The following is a 17,203-nucleotide window of genomic DNA, read 5'->3' on the forward strand; positions in this document are numbered from 1 at the left end:
GGGAGGCCGGGGTGCACCCCGGCACACCGGTCAGCGAGGCGGCTCAGCCCGACTGACCGACGACCCGCCGGCGACCGAGCGCACGCGGCACCGCGCGGAACGAACGGTCGACCGGCCCGGCCACGGTGAGCTCGCGGCGCACCCGGTCCGCCAGCGGCACCCACCCCCGCTCCAGGTCCTCGTCGACGACCCGCAGGAAGCGCACCCCGACCGCCCGCAGCGCGTCCTCCCGCCGCTTCTCGTCGAACAGGACGTCTTCGGGCCGGCCTCCGTACGCCGGGTCCACGTACTTGACGCGGCCGTCGAACTCCACCGCCAGCGCGGCGTCCTGGTACCAGCCGTCGACGACCTTGATGAGCCGGCCGCCGACCCAGAGCCCCACCTGAGGCACGAAGGGCGGCAGACATGCGGCGCGGAAACGCAGCCGGCCCTTGGTCTCCAGCCAGGTCTCGGCGCGCCCGTCGGCGGCGGCGACAGCGCGTGCCGCGCGCGGAGCACGCGGGTGGAAGCGGTGCCGGTGCAGCGTGTGCTGCAGCAGTTCCGGCGTGACCAGCTCGCGCAGCAGCGCGGCGTCCAGGGCGGCCACCGCAGGCAGCTCCGGCCACTCCCGGGCGGTGTCGACCAGCGTCCGGGCGGGCGTCGTGAGCCGATGGCGACCACAGGTGGTCACCTCGGCTGACGGGAGGTCCGCGCGGGTCATCACGTAGCCCGGGCCACTGCGCCAGCGCTCCGGATCGGTGAGCCGCACGTCCGGCGGCAGACCTGGGGGGACCGGGAGCCGCCACAGCCGGGCAGCCGTCCCGTGGCTGAGCGCCGCGGTGGGCCGGGCGATCGCGGCCGTGACGGCGAAGGCGTCCAGCTCGTGCCGCCGTCCGGCCGCCTCGACCGCAGCCAGGTCGGCGGCGGTGACGAAGGACCCGCGACGCAGCCGGACCCAGGCACCGGATCGGACCGCGCTGCGGATCTCCCGCTCGGTGACCTGCGCAGCCGTCAGCTCGGCGATGGTGAACAGCCCGAGGCGCGTGGAGGCGGCGACCCGGACGGGACCTGGGAGCGGGGAGTCCATCCGGCCATGGTCGACGGCCCGCCGCTCAGCGCGCGGAGCTCGCCGGCGCCTGTGGACGGCAGCCCGGCCGGTGGACGACGGCCTGCGCTGCGCCGATCCTCAGGTCCAGCCGCCTCGGCGACCGGGAGGCCGGGGTGTGCCCCGGCGTACCGGTCGGCGAGGCGGCTCAGCCCGTCGAGAGGAACTCAGTGCATCATGCCGCGGCGGAAGCCGGTGGCCACCGCCTCGGCGCGGTCCTTGGCGCCGAGCTTGCGGAACAGCCGGCGGGCGTGGGTCTTGATGGTGTCCTCGGACAGGTAGAGCTCGCGGCCGATCTGGGCGTTGCTCTTGCCCTGGCTCATCCCGGTCAGCACCTGCATCTCCCGGGCGCTGAGCGCGACCGGCGGCGGCTCGGGGACGGTCGACCGGACGGTGGTCGGCGCGGAGCCGGCCAGCGGGCTGGCCCCACCCCACGGCGCCGGTCCGTTCGACGGTGCCCCGCCGGGCGGGACCGCGTGCTGCGGGCTGCGCGGCATCGGCGCCATCCGCGCCGGCACGGGCCGGCCCTGCTCCACGCGCGGCCCGCGCGCCAGGCCGAGGCCGAGCTCCAGGGGGTTGGCGTCCCAGCGCAGGTAGCCACGGGCGCCGGCGGCCACCGCGGCGCGGACGGAGTCCGCGTCGTCCGGGGCGCCGAGCACGAGCACGGTCAGCGAGGGGTGGCTCCGCAGCACCTGGGTGGCGACTGCCAGCCCGCTGTCGGTGGCCCGCTGGGTCCCGACGAGCAGCGCGTCGGGCAGCCGGTTGGCCAGCCGGGCCGTCAGGGCCGCCGGGTCACCGACCGCCTCGACGCGGGCCACGAACGGCAGCGCCAGCAGGCGGGCGGCGACGTCGTCCCGCACGCGGCGCCGCTCGTCGAACACCCACACCACGGCACCGCCGTGGCCGTTGCCGCGCATCCTGTCCTCGATCACCGATGGCTCCCGTCCTGCGCCGAGCCGGGGGTCACCCGGCCGGGTGGGGGGACCGGGTACTCCCCCGCTCCCCGGGGCGCCGGCACCGCCCGAACGGAGTCCGGGCGTGGTGTCGGGGTGTCCCCCACTCCGGTGGCCGGCACTCCCTGTGACCACCTTGATCCGCTCTGTCGTGTGACGACAGCACCCGTCACCCCGCGGGGTGAGGGCGGGAGCACGCCCGACCGGAGCTGGAGAACGCGGAGCCACCCCAAGCACACATCGACAGATCCCGCACCACGAAGGTGGGCCGATGTGTTTGCGTCTCACCGGCACGGGGCACCGGCTGCCTCGTGACCGGGCAGACCCCCCGGTGCATCCGAGCCGAGGAGGTCCAATGGCCGACATCCGCCGACTGCCCAACCCTGTTGCCGAGGTCTGGGACTGGCAGTTGCACGGCGCCTGCCGAGGCGAGAGCACGTCGCTCTTCTTCCACCCCGACGGCGAGCGTGGGCCGGCCCGGGCGCGGCGACAGGCCGCCGCCAAGGCCGTCTGCGGAACGTGCCCGGTGATCGACGCCTGCCTGAAGCACGCGCTGTCCGTCCGCGAGCCCTACGGGGTGTGGGGCGGCATGAGCGAGGAGGAACGCGCCCGGCTGATCGCCGCGGAGCCAGCCTCCATCGCCGCCGGGGTCTGAACCACCCGCGGCGGGCGACCTCCCCGCCGCACGCAAGGCCGAGAGGGCCGGTCCGACGAGTCGTCGGACCGGCCCTCTCGGCATGTGCGGGGCCGGATCAGAGGCTCACCCCGGGCTTGCGAGGGGCGAGCCTCTGAGCGCGGCCCTTGATCAGTGGCTGTGGCCGTGCCCGTGCGAGTGGCCGTGGGTGTGCTGGCCACCGGCGTGCTCGTGCTCCTCCGCGGGCTTCTCCACGACGGCGGAGTCGGTGGTGAGCACCATGGCCGCGATGGATGCGGCGTTGCCCAGCGCGGCCTTGGTCACCTTGACCGGGTCGATGACGCCCTGCGCGGCCAGGTCCCCGAACTCGCCGGTCGCGGCGTTGAAGCCCTTGCCCTCGCCGAGGTCACGGACCCGGCCGACGACGACCGGCCCCTCGAACCCGGCGTTGGACGCGATCAGCGACAGCGGGGCCTCCAGGGCCTTGCGCACCGACCGTGCACCGGTCAGCTCGTCGCCGGACAGCTCCAGCGCGTCGACGGCCGTCGCCGCGTGCACCAGCGCCGAACCGCCACCGGGGACGACGCCCTCCTCCACCGCGGCGCGGGTCGCGGAGATGGCGTCCTCGATGCGGTGCTTGCGCTCCTTCATCTCGACCTCGGTCGCCGCGCCGACGCGGACCACCGCGATGCCGCCGGCCAGCTTGGCCAGCCGCTCCTGCAGCTTCTCGCGGTCCCAGTCGGAGTCGGTGGCCTCGATCTCGTTGCGGATCTGCGCGACCCGGTCGGCGATCGCGCCGACCGTGCCGCCGCCGTCGACCAGGGTCGTGTCGTCCTTGGTGACGACGACCCGGCGGGCGGTGCCGAGCACCTCCGGACCGACGGCGTCCAGCCGCAGGCCGACGTCCTCGCTGACCACCTGGCCGCCGGTGACGACGGCGAGGTCGGCCATGAACGCCTTGCGCCGGTCACCGAAGTACGGCGACTTCACCGCGACGACCTTGATGGTCTTGCGGATCGAGTTGACGACGAGCGTGGACAGCGCCTCGCCCTCGACGTCCTCGGCGACGATCAGCAGCGGGCGGGCGCCGGTCTGCAGGACCTTCTCCAGCAGCGGCAGCAGGTCGGCCAGCGCGCTGATCTTGCCCTGGACCATCAGCACGAGGGCGTCCTCGAGGACGGCCTCCATCGCCTCGCTGTCGGTGACGAAGTACGGCGACAGGTACCCCTTGTCGAACTGCACGCCCTCGGTGACGTCCAGCTCGGTGGTCATGCCGTTGGCCTCTTCGACGGTGATGACGCCGTCCTTGCCGACCCGCTCGAACGCCTCGCCGATCAGCTCGCCGACCTCGGCGTCCTGGGCGGAGATGGTGGCGACCTCGGCGATCGCGCTGCGCTGGTCGACCGGCACGGCGACCGCGTCGAGGGCGGCGGACACCGCGTCGACGGCGGCCCGCATGCCCCGGCCCAGGGCCATCGGGTTGGCGCCGGCGGCGACGTTGCGCAGGCCCTCGTGCACGAGCGCCTGGGCGAGCACGGTGGCGGTGGTGGTGCCGTCACCGGCGACGTCGTTGGTCTTGGTGGCGACGTTCTTCGCCAGCTGCGCGCCGAGGTTCTCGTAGGGGTCCTCGAGGTCGACCTCGCGGGCGATGGTGACGCCGTCGTTGGTGATGGTGGGGGCGCCGAACTTCTTGTCGATCACCACGTTGCGGCCGCGCGGGCCGAGGGTGACCTTGACGGCGTCGGCGAGCTTGTCGACGCCGCGCTCGAGGGCGCGCCGGGCGTCCTCGTCGAACAGGATGATCTTGGCCATTGCCGGACCTCTCGGGTCAGGGGGGTGCTGCGGGGGCGGACGACAACCGCCCCGGGACCCGGTGTCTCGGGTCGCCGGGGCGGTTGGTGACGTGCTGGAACGGCCCCCTTCAGAGGCTCGTCCCGAGCGTGCGAGGGCTGAGGCGAGGGGTCCTTCTACTTCTCCACGACGGCGAGCAGGTCGCGCGCGGAGAGGACGAGGTAGTCCTCGCCGCCGTAACGCACCTCGGTGCCGCCGTACTTCGAGTAGATGACCACGTCGCCGACGTTCACGTCGAGCGGGACCCGGTTGCCGTTGTCGTCGATGCGGCCGGGGCCGACGGCGATGACGGTGCCCTCCTGGGGCTTCTCCTTGGCGGTGTCCGGGATGACCAGACCGGAGGCGGTGGTGGTCTCGGCCTCGTTGGCCTGGACCACGACCCGGTCCTCGAGCGGCTTGATGTTGACCTTGGTAGCGGTCGTCACGTCGTGACGCCCCCTTCGGTGTCGGACGGTTCGGGAGTGGTGCTGATGCTGGGTGGCACGGGAGCTGGGCACCTGCCGTCGCGGGGGTCAGGCGCCAACCCGTGTCGATTGGCACTCTACCCATGGGAGTGCCAGCCGCTCAACCGGGTCGCCCACCCGGGCGATCGGGCGATGGGCCAGGCTGGAGCCGTGCCCGGCACTCCTCCCGACCACCCCGGTGACCGGGTCGCCGCCCTCCGCTGGCTGAGGACCCCGGCCGGCGAGGCCGCGACCGCACGCGCCGCCGCCCTGGTCGCCGACCGGGTCGACGTCCTGCCCGCGCTGGCCCGGCTGCGCGCCGAGGTGGGACCGGACGGCGCGGGGCCCGCGTGGGAGCTCGCCCGGCTGCGGGCGAGGGCCCGGGCCACCTTCGGGGACGACGCCGACCGGCTGCTCCTCACCGCGGACGCCCTCGAGCAGGCCGGCCGCCCGGTGCTGGCCGCCCGGCGGGCGCGGCGGCTGCTCGCCGGCGGCGCCCGCTCGGTGGCCGACCTGGGGTGCGCCTCGGGCACCGACACCGTGGCGCTGGCCCGCGCCGGTGCCGCGGTCACCGCCGTGGACCTCGATCCGGTGGCCCGCGAGCTCACCGCCGCCAACGCCGCGGCGCTGGGGGTCGCCGACCGGGTGCGGGTGGTGGCCGGCGACGTCGTCGAGCTCGTGGCCGCCGCCCCCGACGGCCGGATCGCCGGCTGCGACGCCGCCGTCCTCGACCCCGCCCGCCGCGCCGGAGGACGGCGGCAGCTGGACCCCGACCGCTGGTCCCCGCCCTGGTCGACCGTCGCCCTGCTGCTGGACCGGGCCCCGGCCTGCGTGGTCAAGGTGGCCCCGGGGCTGGACCACGCCCGGGTGCCGGACGGCGTGGAGGCCGAGTGGGTGTCGGCCGGTGGGTCGATCGCGGAGGCGCTGCTGTGGGGCCGGGGGCTCAGCCGCACCTGGCGGCGGACGAGCCTGCTCGCCGGCGACGGCCGGCTGCTCGAGCTCACCGCCGACCGGGACCCCGGCACCGCGCCGGTCGGCCCGGTGCGCGGCTGGCTGCACGAGCCGGACCCGGCGGTGATCCGCTCCGGCCTGGTGGCCCTGGTCGCGGCGGACCTCGGCGCCACGCTGGTCGACCCGACGATCGCCTACCTGACCTCCGACGGCCCGGCGGGCTCCCCGTGGGTCAGCAGCTACGCGGTCACCGACGTGCTGCCGTTCAACCTCAAGAAGCTCCGCGCGCTGCTGCGGGCCCGCGGCGTCGGCCGGGTGACGGTGAAGAAGCGCGGCTCGCCGATCGAGCCGGAGACCCTGGCCCGGCAGCTGCGCGGCCCGGGCAGCGGGACGGCGGTCGTCGTCGTCACCCGCGTCGCCGGCGCCCCCACCGTCCTGGTCTGCGCCGTCCGCCCCTGACCGCCCCCGGCGGCCACAGTTGCGATCTCGGCCGCCCAGGGGCTCCCTCAGCGGCTGACGACGTCGATCGGCAGCGAGCTGTCCGCTCCCAGGTCGGTCTCCGACGGCGCCACCCCGGCCTCGACCAGCCGCGACCCGAGCGCGGCGACCATCGCCCCGTTGTCGGTGCACAGCCGCCGGCTCGGCACCCGGAGCACGATCCCCGCGGCGTCGCACCGCTCCTGCGCCAGGGTGCGCAGCCGCGAGTTGGCCGCCACCCCGCCGCCGATGACCAGGTGGTCGACGCCGTGGTCCCGGCAGGCGCGCACGGCCTTGGCGGTGAGCACGTCCACGACGGCCTCCTGGAACGCGGCCGCGACGTCGGCCACCGGCACCGGTTCCCCGGCCCGCTGCCGCGCCTCGACCCAGCGGGCGACCGCGGTCTTCAGCCCCGAGAAGGAGAAGTCGTAGGCGGCGTCGCGCGGGCCGGTGAGCCCGCGGGGGAAGGCGATCGCGTCCCGGTCGCCCTCGCCGGCCGCCCGGTCGATCGGCGGGCCGCCGGGGAAGGGCAGGCCCAGCACCCGGGCCACCTTGTCGAAGGCCTCGCCGGCCGCGTCGTCGATGGTGCGGCCGAGCTCCTGCACCTCCTGCGCGAGGTCGGGCACCAGCAGGAGCGAGCTGTGCCCACCGGAGACGAGCATCGCGATCGACGGCTCGGCGAGCCGGCCGTGCTCGAGCTCGTCGACGGCGACGTGCGCGGCCAGGTGGTTCACCCCGTACAGCGGGACGTCGAGGGCCAGCGCGTACGCCTTCGCCGCCGCGACCCCGACCAGCAGGGCGCCGGTCAGCCCGGGCCCGGCGGTCACCGCGACCGCGTCGACGTCGGCGGCGGACACCCCGGCGTCGGCGAACGCCTTGTGCACGGTCGGGACCATCGCCTCCAGGTGCGCCCGGGACGCGATCTCCGGCACGACCCCGCCGAACCGCTCGTGCTCGGCCATGCTCGTCGCGAGCGCGTCGGACAGCAGCGTCCGCCCGCGGACCAGCCCGACCCCGGTCTCGTCGCACGACGTCTCGAACCCGAGGATCAACGGCGCGGTCATCGCGCGGCCTCCCGGAGCATCACGACGGCGTCCTTCCCGCTCAGTGGGTAGTAGCGCGGCCGGCGGCCGACCTCGGTGAAGCCGCGGCGACGGTAGAAGCCCTGGGTGGCCTCGTCGTCGGCACGCACCTCCAGCAGCACCGGCTTCCCCTTCCGGTCCGCCTCGGCCAGCAGGGTGTCCAGCAGCAGCGCGCCGATCCGTTGCCCCTGCCGCGCGCCGGTCACCCCGATGGCGGCCAGGTGCGCCTCGTCGTCGTAGGCGATCAGCCCGGCGTAGCCGACGACGGCGCCGGTGGCGTCGTCGGCGGCGACCAGGTAGTGGCGGGTGTCGGGGCGGGCGAGCTCGTCCCGGTACATCCACTCGGTCCAGGTGTCCGGCGCGAAGAGCTCCTCCTCGAGCTCCATCACCTGCGGCAGGTCGTCCACGGTCATCGCGCGCAGCGCGATCACTGCGACACCGCCTTGCGGGCGGCCGGGGGGACGGCGTCCGGGCGGCGCAGGTACAGCGGCTCCAGCGGGCGCCGGGGGACGTCGCCGGCCAGCTGGGGGGCAGCGGCGCGGAGCAGCCCCGCCGTCGTCACGTCCGCCGCGGTGACGTCCCGGCCCAGCCGCTCGGCGAAGCGGACGTCGCCCAGGACCGGGTCGGTGACCGGGGCGTCCTCGGGCCGGACGACCCCCGGGCCGGCCACGCGCGCGCCGTCCGGGCCGTACACCGCCCAGTGCACCTCCTTGCGCCGCGCGTCGGTGACGACCGACCGCGCGCCGCTGCCCACGGCGTCCAGCGAGCACACGCCGACCACCGGCAGGGCCCGCGCGTCGGCGAGCGCGGCGGCGGTGACGATCCCGACCCGCAGCCCGGTGAACGGCCCCGGGCCGAGCCCGGTGACGACGGCGTCCAGGTCGCGCATGCGCACGCCCGCCTCCTCCAGCACGTCGCGGACAGCGGGGGTCAGCAGCTCGGCGTGCCGGTTGCCGGAGGGCAGCGCCCGCTCGGCCAGCAGCTGGACGCCTCCGGGTGACCAGCGGGCCACTCCGGCGACGAGGGTCGGGGTGGCGGTGTCGAGGGCGAGGACGAGCACGACCGACCAGCCTAGGCCGCCGTGTCGAGCCGCCGTTCCCACCCCGGCCCGACCGGCACCAGGCGGGCGGTGCGGACGTCGTCGTCCCGGCGGTCCAGCTCGACCACGAGGTGCTCGTCGGCCAACTGCTCGACCAGCCCGTGCCCCCACTCGACGACGGTGACCGACTCCTCGGTGGTGGCGTCGAGGTCGAGGTCGTCGACGTCGGCCATGCCGGTGAGCCGGTAGGCGTCCACGTGCACGAGCGGCACCCGGCCGCCGCGGTGCACGCGGGCCAGCACGAAGGTCGGCGACGTGACCGGCCCCGGGACACCGAGCCCGGCACCGATCCCCTGGGTGAGCGCCGTCTTGCCCGCACCCAGCGGGCCGGCCAGGACGACGAGGTCCCCGGGCTGCAGGACGGCGGCGAGCTCGCGGCCGAACGCCCGGGTGTCGGCGACCGTGGGCAGCACGTGCTCGCGCTTCACAGCGCGCCCGCCACGGCGCGCAGGTCGGCCAGCAGCCCGGCGCGGGGCGCGCCGTTCGGGCCGAACCGGATCGCCGCCGACGGGTGGTAGGTGGCCCACACCGCGCGGCCGTCGACCTCGTGCGGCCGGCCGCGGACGGCGGCGAGCACGGTCCGCGGGCCGAGGAACCACTTCGCCGAGGACAGCCCCAGCGCCACCACCACCCGGGCGTCGAGCAGGTCCAGCTGGCGGTGCAGCCACCCGCTGCACCGGGCCACCTCGGGGGCCTTCGGCGTCCGGTTGCCCGGGGGGCGGCACTTCACCACGTTCAGCACGGCGGCCTCGGCGCGGTCGAGGCCCGCCTCGGCCAGCAACTGGTCCAGCAGCGCGCCGGACCGCCCGACGAACGGGCGGCCGGTCCCGTCCTCGGTCGCCCCCGGGGCCTCGCCCACCAGCACCAGCCTCGGCCGGCCGCCAACCGGCACGTCGCCGACCACGACGTGCTGCCGGGCGGCGGCCAGCTCGGGACAGGCCAGGCAGCCCCTGGCCGCGGTGGCCAGCGCGGCCCAGTCCGGGGCCGCGGCGGCGGTGCGGGCGACCTCCTCGGCGGCGGCGTCGAGGCGGGGCGAGCGAGGAACGGCCACGCCAGCACCCTACGGTCGAGCAGCTCAGCCGGGTGTCCGGCCCGGCTGCTCGGCGGCGACCCGGCGGATGAGCCCGGCCAGCGCGCGGGTCACCTGCTCCGGGTGCTCCAGCGGCACCAGGTGGCCGGCGTCGGGGACGACGACGAACTCCGCCGTCCCCAGCCGCTCGGTGATCAGCTCGCTGTGCCCCATCGGGATCAGCTTGTCCTTGTCGCCGGTGAGCACCAGCACCGGGACGCGGCGCAGCGGCTCGAGCGCGCCGCTCTCGTCCAGCCCGACCAACGCCGGGTAGAACTCGGCGATCACGTCGACCGGCGTCCCGGCGATCATCGCGTCGACGTAGTGCCCCAGCTCGGGGGCGACGTCGGCGGAGGAGAACGACAGGGACCGGGTGGCCGCCGAGACGAGGTCCTTGGCGATCCGGCGGGTCTGCTCGGCGAACCCCGGACGGCGCCGCATGGTCCAGGCGGCCACCGGCAGCACCGCGGCCCGCACCCGGGTGAGCAGCTGCGGCAGGCCGAGGTCCAGGTCGTCCAGGTTGCCGCTGGAGGTCGACACCAGCGCCACCGCGGCGACCCGGCTGCCGAACAGCTCCGGACGGCGGCGGGCCAGCGCCAGCACGGTCATCCCGCCCATCGAGTGCCCGACCAGGACCACCGGGCCGGTCGGCACCCGGGCGGCCAGCACCGCCTCCAGGTCGGCGGCGAGCTGCTCGATCGTCGAGTTCTCGGCGTCCCCGCGACCGGAGGCGCCGTGCCCGCGCTGGTCGTAGAACACCAGCCGCGCCGTGGGCCGGTGTCCGTTGGCCGTGGCCAGCTGCGCGCCGAGGTCCCGGCGCTGGAAGGTCCACGACGCCATCGACAGAGCGTAGCCGTGCACGAGGACCACCGTCAGCGGCGCGTCGAGCGGGCCGACCTCCTCGACGGACAGCGGCACGCCGTCGTCGGCCGGCACGACCGCGGTGCGGTCCGCGGGCCGGGAGGCGAGGCCGAGCGGGTCGTCCTGCCGCAGCTCCCACTCCGGGACGCCGTCGACCTCCGGCAGCCGGCCGGCGACGCGGTCGGCCCGGATCCGCGAGGTGGCCGCCCGGGTGACCGCGACCCCCACCGCGGTGCCGGCCGCGGCGAGCCCGAGCGCCGCGCCGACGATGCCGACCGTGCGCCCGGTGGGCCGGTGCGGGTGCAGGTGCGGGTGGGCGGTCATCGCCCGGTCCCGGCGGTGCCGACGTGCCGCCGCCGGAACCGGCCGCCGACCCGGGTGACCAGCTCGTAGTGGATCGTGTCGAGGGCGTCGGCCCACTGCTGGGCGGTCGGCTCGCCGCCGTCCCCGGGCCCCCAGAGGACGACCCGGTCGCCGGGCGCCACGGCGTCGTCCCCGACGTCGAGCACGAACTGGTCCATGCACACCCGCCCGGCGATGGTGCGCTGCGCACCCGCGGCGAGCACCGGTGCGCGGTTGCCCGCCGCGCGGGGCACGCCGTCGGCGTAGCCCACCGGCACCAGCGCGAGCGTCGTCTCCCGCGGGGCGGAGTAGGTGTGGCCGTAGGAGACCCCGGCGCCGGCGGGCACCCGTTTGGTGAGCGCCACCTGAGCCTGCACCGTCATCGCCGGGCGCAGCCCGTAGGCGGCGGGGTCGCCGCCGAGCGGGTCGAGCCCGTACACGGCGACCCCGGGGCGGACCATGTCGTACCAGGTCTCCGGCAGGGCGATCGTCGCCGCCGAGTTGGCCAGGTGCCGGCGCGCGCCGGTCAGGCCGGCGGCACGGGCGATGTCCACGGCCTCCTCGAAGACCCGCACCTGGCGGCCGATCGTCGGGTGGGTGGGGGCGTCGGCGTAGGCCATGTGGCTCCACAGCCCGACCACCTCGACGTCGCCGTCGGCCTGCGCGCGGGCGGCGGCCGCCACCAGGCCCGGCCAGTCGGCCGGGGTGGCGCCCTCCCGGGACAGCCCGGTGTCGGCGCACAGGTGCAGCCGGGCCGTCCGGCCGGTCGCGCGGGCGGCCGCGACCACCTCGGCCAGGCCCCAGTCGGCGTTGACCGACACCTCCACGTCGGCGGCCAGGGCCGCGGCGAAGTCCTCACCGGGCGCGTGCAGCCAGGCCAGCAGCGGAGCGGTCACCCCGGCCGCGCGCAGCGCCAGCGCCTCTGCGACGACGGCGACGCCCAGCGCGTCGGCACCGCCGGCGAGGGCCGCCCGCGCGGCGGGGACCAGGCCGTGCCCGTAGCCGTCGGCCTTCACCACGGCCATGAGCGGGCGGCCGGCCCGCTCGCGGAGCACGGCGGTGTTCGCCGCGATGGCGTCCAGGTCGACGACCACCTCGGCCCGGTGGAGGAGTGCGGTGTCCAGCGACGTCACCACTCCACTCTCCCAGGCGCGGAGCTCAGGCCGCGCCCCCGCGGCGCAACCGGCCGACGGCGTCCGGCAGCACGCGCACCAGGTCCCCGGCGATCAGCGGGCCCCGCTCGGCGGCCAGCTGCCCGGCCCGGCCGTGCACGTGCGCCGCCACCGCGGCCGCCTCGACCGCCGGCAGTCCGGCGGCCAGCAGCGCACCGAGGATCCCTGCGAGCACGTCACCGGTGCCGGCCGTTGCCAGCCACGAGGTGCCGGTGCCGTTGACGTAGGCCTCGCCGACCGCGTCGGCGACGACGGTCGCGTCGCCCTTGAGCAGCACGGTGCAGCCCAGTGCCGCGGCACCGCGGCGGGCCGCGGCGACCCGGTCGGGCCCCACCTCGCCGCCGAAGACGCGGGCGAACTCCCGGTCGTGGGGGGTCAGCACGGTGGGCGCGGCGCGGTCCCGGACGAGCTCCGGCCGGCCGGCGACCAGCGTCAAGCCGTCGGCGTCCACCACCACCGGCAGGTCGGTGGCCAGCACCTCGGCCAGCACGCTGCGCGCGTCGTCGTCCAGGCCCATGCCGGGTCCGGCGACCCAGGCCTGCACCCGGCCGGCGTCCGCGGGCCGCCCGGAGGTGACGATCGCCTCCGGCCAGGCGGCGCGCACACCCTCGGCCGCGGTGCCGGCGTAGCGGACCAGCCCCGGCCGGGCGCGCAGCGCGGCCCCGGTGCAGAGCACGCCCGCGCCCGGGTAGGTCGCTGACCCGGCGAGGACGCCGACGACCCCGCGCGAGTACTTGTCGTCGCCGGGGTCCGGGGCGTCGAGGTGGACGGCGACGTCGGCGTCGGTGAGCTGCCGGGCGTCCGGCGTCCCGAGCGCCTCGCCCAGCCCGATGTCGACCAGGTGCACCGTGCCGGCCGCCTGCCGTCCCGCGCCGACGACCAGCCCGGTCTTCACCGCTCCGAAGGTGACCGTGTGCTGGGCGGGGAAGACGGCGCCGGGCACCTCGCCGGTGTCCGCGGCCACGCCGCTGGGGACGTCGACCGCCACCAGTAGCCCGGGCCCCGCGACCGCCTCGGCGACCAGCGCCGCCGCGGGCTCCCGCAGTCCCCCGCTGCCGCCGATGCCCACGATCCCGTCGAGGACCAGGTCGGCGCGGTCCAGGCCCGGGTGCCCGGGGTCGGCGGTCCGGCCGCCGGCCCGGCGCAGTGCGGCCAGCCCGCCGGCGTGCGCCCGCTCCGGGGCGAGCAGGACGGCGGTCACCCGCGCGCCGCGGGCGGCCAGGTGCGCCCCCGCGTAGAGCGCGTCCCCGCCGTTGTGGCCCGCGCCCACCAGCAGGACCACCCGGACGCCGTGCGCCCGGCCCAGCAGCTGGAGGCAGATCGTGGCCAGGCCGGTCGCGGCCCGCTGCATGAGCGCGCCCTCGCGGACCGTCGCCAGCACCGCGTCCTCGGCGGCCCGCACCCCGGCCGCGGTGTACAGGCCGATCACGACGCGACGTCCCCGCGCTCGGCGACCACCACGGCCGACGCGACGCCCCCGTCATGGCTCAGCGACACGTGCCAGCAGGTGACCCCCAGCTCGGCGGCCCGGCGGGCGACCGTGCCCCGGACGACGAGGTGGGGGCGGCCGTGGTCCCCCACCGTCACCTCGGCGTCGTGCCAGTTCAGGTCACCAGGCGCGCCGAGGGCCTTGGCCAGCGCCTCCTTCGCCGCGAACCGGGCCGCCAGCGACTCCCCGGTGCGCCGGCCACCCGAGGGGGTGGTCTGCTCGTCGGTGGTGAACAGCCGGTCCCGGAGGCCGGGTGTGCGGTCCAGCGAGGCGGCGAACCGCTCCACCGGGCAGACGTCGATGCCGACCCCGATGATCACGCGGTCAGTCTGCCCGCCGGCGAGGTGACGTGCTGGAGCGGCCCCTCTGCAGGGGTCCCGCCGCGAGCGTGCGAGCGGTGGGGGGCAGAGGGGTCCTTCGACTATTCGACGGTGACGCTCTTGGCGAGGTTCCGCGGCTGGTCGACGTCCAGGCCGCGGGTGTCGGCGATCTCGCAGGCGAGCACCTGCAGCGGCACGGTGGTGACCACCGGCGCCAGCAGGGTGGGGGTGCGCGGCACCCGGATCACGTGGTCGGCGAAGGGCACCACGTCGTCGTCGCCGTCCTCGGCGATGACGATCGTGCGGGCACCCCGGGCGCGGATCTCCTGGATGTTCGACACGACCTTGCCGTGCACCGACTCGCGGGTGCGCGGCGAGGGCACGATCACCACGACCGGCGTCCCCTGGTCGATGACGGCGATCGGCCCGTGCTTCAGCTCACCGGCGGCGAAACCCTCCGCGTGGATGTAGGCCAGCTCCTTGAGCTTGAGCGCACCCTCCAGGGCGACCGGGAAGCCGACGTGCCGGCCGAGGAACAGGATCGTGTTCGCGTCGGCCAGGGAGCGGGCGAGCTCGCGAACCGGCTCCATCTGCTCCAGCACCCGGGCCACGCCGTCGGGCAGCGCGCGCAGGTCCTCGACGATGGCGGCGATCTCGTCGGCGTACTTGACCCCGCGCACCTGGGCGAGGAACAGCCCCACCAGGTAGCAGGCGACGACCTGGGTCAGGAAGCCCTTCGTGGAGGCGACGGCGACCTCCGGGCCGGCGTGGGTGTAGAGCACGGCGTCGGACTCGCGCGGGATCGTGGACCCGTTCGCGTTGCAGATCGCGAGCACGCGGGCCTTCTGGTCCCGGGCGTGCCGCAGCGCCATCAGGGTGTCCATGGTCTCGCCCGACTGGCTGATGACCACGACGAGCGTCGAGCGGTCCAGCACCGGGTCGCGGTACCGGAACTCGCTGGCCACCTCGACCTCGACCGGGATCCGGGTCCAGTGCTCGATGGCGTACTTGGCGAGCAGGCCGGCGTGGAAGGCGGTGCCGCAGGCGACCACGAAGATCTTGTCGATGTCGCGCAGTTCCTGGTCGGACAGGCGGACCTCGTCCAGCACCAGCTCCCCGGACTCGCCGAGGCGGCCGAGCAGCGTGTCGGCGACCGCCCGCGGCTGCTCGGCGATCTCCTTGAGCATGAACCAGGGGTAGCCGCTCTTCTCGGCGGCCGCGGCGTCCCAGTCGACGGTGTAGGCGGTGGGCTCGACCCGGTTGCCGGAGAAGTCGGTGACGGTGGCGCCGCGGGTGCGGTGGATCTCCACGACCTGGTCCTGGCCGAGCTCGAGGGCGTTGCGGGTGTGCCCGATGAAGGCCGCGACGTCGGAGCCGAGGAAGTACTCGCCGTCCCCGACCCCGACCACCAGCGGGCTGTTGCGCCGGGAGGCGACGATGGTGTCCGGCTCGTCGGCGTGCGTGGCCACCAGGGTGAAGGCGCCCTCGAGGCGGCGGCTGACCGCCCGCATCGCCTCGGCCAGCCGGTCCGGGCCCGCGGGCAGCTCGCGGTACGTCGCGGTGAGCAGGTGCGCGACGACCTCCGTGTCGGTCTCGGAGGCGAACTCCACGCCGGTCGCCTGGATCTCGGCGCGCAGCGGGACGAAGTTCTCGATGATCCCGTTGTGGACGACCGCCACCTGGCCGTCGGCCGAGACGTGCGGGTGCGCGTTGCGGTCGGTCGGGCCGCCGTGGGTGGCCCACCGGGTGTGCCCGATGCCGATCGTGGCGGCCGGCAGGTCCGCCTCGGCGAGCTGCTTCTCCAGGTTGGCGAGCTTGCCGGCCTTCTTGGCCGTGCTCAGCTGCCCGTCCGCGAGGACGGCGACACCGGCGGAGTCGTACCCCCGGTACTCGAGCCTCCGAAGACCTTCCAGGACCACGGAGAGGGAGTCCTGCGGGCCGACGTACCCCACGATGCCGCACATTGGACCGATGGTACCGGCGCGCCTGGAGTCCCTCCGCCCGCCGGCGGGGGACGGCGGTCACCCGGTGGCGGCGACGATCTCCGCCAGCCGGCCCGCGACGGCGTCCGCCTGCTCCTGGGTGGGGGCCTCGACCATCACCCGCACGAGCTGCTCGGTGCCCGAGGGGCGCAGCAGCACCCGCCCGGTGTCCCCGAGCTCCGCCTCGACCGCGTTGACCGCCTGGGCGACCTCGTCGCTCTCCACCACCGCGAGCCGGTCGCTGACCGGCACGTTGACCAGGGTCTGCGGCAGCCGGCGCACCACGGACGCCAGCTCGGCGAGCGAGGCGCCGGTGGAGCTCATGCGGGAGAGCAGGGCCAGGCCGGTGAGCAGGCCGTCGCCGGTGGTGGCCCAGTCCCGGAAGACCAGGTGGCCGCTCTGCTCCCCGCCCAGGGACAGGCCGCGGGAGCGCAGCGCCTCGAGCACGTAGCGGTCACCGACCGCCGTCGTCTGCACCGTGATGCCCGCCTGGCGCATCGTGTGGTGGAAGCCCAGGTTGCTCATCACCGTGGCCACCACGGTGTCGTCGGTGAGGTTGCCGCTCTCGTGCAGGGCGAGCGCGCAGATGGCGAGGATGCCGTCGCCGTCGACGACGTCGCCGTTGGCGGTCACCGCCAGGCAGCGGTCGGCGTCGCCGTCGTGCGCGATCCCGATGTCGGCGCCCTGCTCGGCGACGGCGGCGATCAGCGGCCCCAGGTGGGTCGAGCCGATGCCGTCGTTGATGTTCCAGCCGTCGGGCTCGCCGCCGATGACGTGCACCTCCGCACCCGCGCGGCGGTACACCTCAGGGGCGGCGCGGAAGGCGGCGCCGTGCGCGCAGTCGACGACCACCCGCAGGTCGCGCAGCGGCTCGCGGAGGGCCGACAGCACGTGCGCGGTGTAGTCGTCGGCGGCGCCGGGGAGGTCCCGCACCCGGCCGATCCCTCCGCCGGTGGGCCGGTGGTCGTCGCCGTCCGGGCTGGCCACCCGCCGCTCGATGGCGGCCTCGACCGCGTCGGGCAGCTTGTGACCGCCCCGGCTGAACAGCTTGATGCCGTTGTCCGGCATCGGGTTGTGACTGGCCGAGATCATGACGCCGAGGTCGGCGTCGGTCCGGTCGGTGAGGTGCGCGACGGCCGGGGTCGGCAGCACGCCGACCCGCAGCACCTCGGCGCCGGCGCTGGACAGCCCGGCGACCACCGCCGCCTCGAGCATCTCCCCGCTGGCCCGGGGGTCACGGCCGACGACCGCGACGGGACGCGAGGTCCCGTCGCGGTCGGCGAGCACGCTGGCGGCGGCGCGGGCCACCGAGAGCGCCAGTTCCGGCGTCAGGTCGGCGTTGGCCCGGCCACGGACACCGTCGGTCCCGAAGAGGCGACCCACTGGTCGAGTGT

Annotated in this window: 17 protein-coding genes; 2 read left to right on the forward strand and 15 right to left on the reverse strand. The window is 76.0% G+C overall.

Annotated elements, in window-relative coordinates; translation table 11 throughout:
- Positions 1 to 43 precede the first annotated feature (43 nt).
- Positions 44 to 1,066, reverse strand: coding sequence for a type IV toxin-antitoxin system AbiEi family antitoxin domain-containing protein (locus tag HL189_RS06145; RefSeq protein WP_369132825.1), 1,023 nt, complete (start codon positions 1,064 to 1,066; stop codon positions 44 to 46).
- A gap of 185 nt (positions 1,067 to 1,251) precedes the next feature.
- Positions 1,252 to 2,016, reverse strand: coding sequence for a response regulator transcription factor (locus HL189_RS06150; protein WP_369132826.1), 765 nt, complete (start codon positions 2,014 to 2,016; stop codon positions 1,252 to 1,254).
- Between the two features lie 376 nt (positions 2,017 to 2,392).
- On the opposite strand from HL189_RS06150, the gene HL189_RS06155 reads away from it, so the two are divergent.
- Complete coding sequence (locus HL189_RS06155; RefSeq protein WP_369132827.1) at positions 2,393 to 2,692, forward strand: WhiB family transcriptional regulator; 300 nt, start codon at positions 2,393 to 2,395, stop codon at positions 2,690 to 2,692.
- A gap of 150 nt (positions 2,693 to 2,842) precedes the next feature.
- Here the strand turns inward: HL189_RS06155 and groL are convergent, their stop codons facing one another.
- Together groL and groES are read right to left on the reverse strand one after the other, a co-directional pair.
- A complete protein-coding gene (gene groL / locus HL189_RS06160; RefSeq protein ID WP_369132828.1) occupies positions 2,843 to 4,483 on the reverse strand; it encodes a chaperonin GroEL in 1,641 nt (546 codons plus the stop codon).
- Between the two features lie 155 nt (positions 4,484 to 4,638).
- On the reverse strand, positions 4,639 to 4,947 hold the full coding sequence (groES, locus tag HL189_RS06165; RefSeq protein ID WP_222269139.1) for a co-chaperone GroES: 309 nt from the start codon (positions 4,945 to 4,947) through the stop codon (positions 4,639 to 4,641).
- A gap of 189 nt (positions 4,948 to 5,136) precedes the next feature.
- Between groES and HL189_RS06170 the strand changes: the two genes are divergently transcribed.
- On the forward strand, positions 5,137 to 6,375 hold the full coding sequence (locus tag HL189_RS06170; protein ID WP_369132829.1) for a class I SAM-dependent methyltransferase: 1,239 nt from the start codon (positions 5,137 to 5,139) through the stop codon (positions 6,373 to 6,375).
- A gap of 47 nt (positions 6,376 to 6,422) precedes the next feature.
- Here HL189_RS06170 and tsaD read toward each other — a convergent pair whose 3' ends face one another.
- The 11 genes from tsaD to glmM all read right to left on the reverse strand — a co-directional run bounded on the left by tsaD (position 6,423) and on the right by glmM (position 17,192).
- On the reverse strand, positions 6,423 to 7,457 hold the full coding sequence (gene tsaD, locus HL189_RS06175; RefSeq protein WP_369132830.1) for a tRNA (adenosine(37)-N6)-threonylcarbamoyltransferase complex transferase subunit TsaD: 1,035 nt from the start codon (positions 7,455 to 7,457) through the stop codon (positions 6,423 to 6,425).
- On the reverse strand, positions 7,454 to 7,906 hold the full coding sequence (gene rimI / locus HL189_RS06180; RefSeq protein WP_369132831.1) for a ribosomal protein S18-alanine N-acetyltransferase: 453 nt from the start codon (positions 7,904 to 7,906) through the stop codon (positions 7,454 to 7,456). The genes tsaD and rimI overlap by 4 nt, the downstream gene beginning before the upstream one ends.
- Positions 7,903 to 8,535 carry a tRNA (adenosine(37)-N6)-threonylcarbamoyltransferase complex dimerization subunit type 1 TsaB gene (gene tsaB / locus HL189_RS06185; RefSeq protein WP_369132832.1) on the reverse strand — a complete coding sequence of 211 codons (633 nt, stop codon included), beginning with the start codon at positions 8,533 to 8,535 and terminating at the stop codon, positions 7,903 to 7,905. Before tsaB ends, rimI begins: the two co-directional genes overlap by 4 nt.
- 11 nt (positions 8,536 to 8,546) lie before the next feature.
- Complete coding sequence (gene tsaE / locus HL189_RS06190) at positions 8,547 to 9,002, reverse strand: tRNA (adenosine(37)-N6)-threonylcarbamoyltransferase complex ATPase subunit type 1 TsaE (protein WP_369132833.1); 456 nt, start codon at positions 9,000 to 9,002, stop codon at positions 8,547 to 8,549.
- The gene (locus tag HL189_RS06195) at positions 8,999 to 9,625 is read right to left on the reverse strand and encodes a uracil-DNA glycosylase (RefSeq protein ID WP_369132834.1); all 627 of its coding nucleotides are present in this window, start codon (positions 9,623 to 9,625) and stop codon (positions 8,999 to 9,001) included. The genes tsaE and HL189_RS06195 overlap by 4 nt, the downstream gene beginning before the upstream one ends.
- Positions 9,626 to 9,649: 24 nt before the next feature.
- Positions 9,650 to 10,828: an alpha/beta fold hydrolase gene (locus HL189_RS06200; protein ID WP_369132835.1), complete on the reverse strand. Its 1,179-nt coding sequence runs from the start codon at positions 10,826 to 10,828 to the stop codon at positions 9,650 to 9,652.
- Positions 10,825 to 11,979, reverse strand: a complete 1,155-nt coding sequence (gene alr, locus HL189_RS06205; RefSeq protein WP_369132836.1) for an alanine racemase — start codon at positions 11,977 to 11,979, stop codon at positions 10,825 to 10,827. Before alr ends, HL189_RS06200 begins: the two co-directional genes overlap by 4 nt.
- A gap of 25 nt (positions 11,980 to 12,004) precedes the next feature.
- On the reverse strand, positions 12,005 to 13,447 hold the full coding sequence (locus HL189_RS06210; RefSeq protein ID WP_369132837.1) for an NAD(P)H-hydrate dehydratase: 1,443 nt from the start codon (positions 13,445 to 13,447) through the stop codon (positions 12,005 to 12,007).
- The gene (locus HL189_RS06215) at positions 13,444 to 13,827 is read right to left on the reverse strand and encodes a holo-ACP synthase (protein ID WP_369132838.1); all 384 of its coding nucleotides are present in this window, start codon (positions 13,825 to 13,827) and stop codon (positions 13,444 to 13,446) included. The genes HL189_RS06210 and HL189_RS06215 overlap by 4 nt, the downstream gene beginning before the upstream one ends.
- A gap of 101 nt (positions 13,828 to 13,928) precedes the next feature.
- Positions 13,929 to 15,791, reverse strand: a complete 1,863-nt coding sequence (gene glmS / locus HL189_RS06220) for a glutamine--fructose-6-phosphate transaminase (isomerizing) (RefSeq protein WP_369132839.1) — start codon at positions 15,789 to 15,791, stop codon at positions 13,929 to 13,931.
- A gap of 57 nt (positions 15,792 to 15,848) precedes the next feature.
- Positions 15,849 to 17,192 carry a phosphoglucosamine mutase gene (gene glmM, locus HL189_RS06225; protein ID WP_369132840.1) on the reverse strand — a complete coding sequence of 448 codons (1,344 nt, stop codon included), beginning with the start codon at positions 17,190 to 17,192 and terminating at the stop codon, positions 15,849 to 15,851.
- Between the last annotated feature and the right edge of the window lie 11 nt (positions 17,193 to 17,203).

It is taken from the genome of Modestobacter sp. I12A-02662 (assembly GCF_041028325.1).
GTDB lineage: Bacteria > Actinomycetota > Actinomycetes > Mycobacteriales > Geodermatophilaceae > Modestobacter.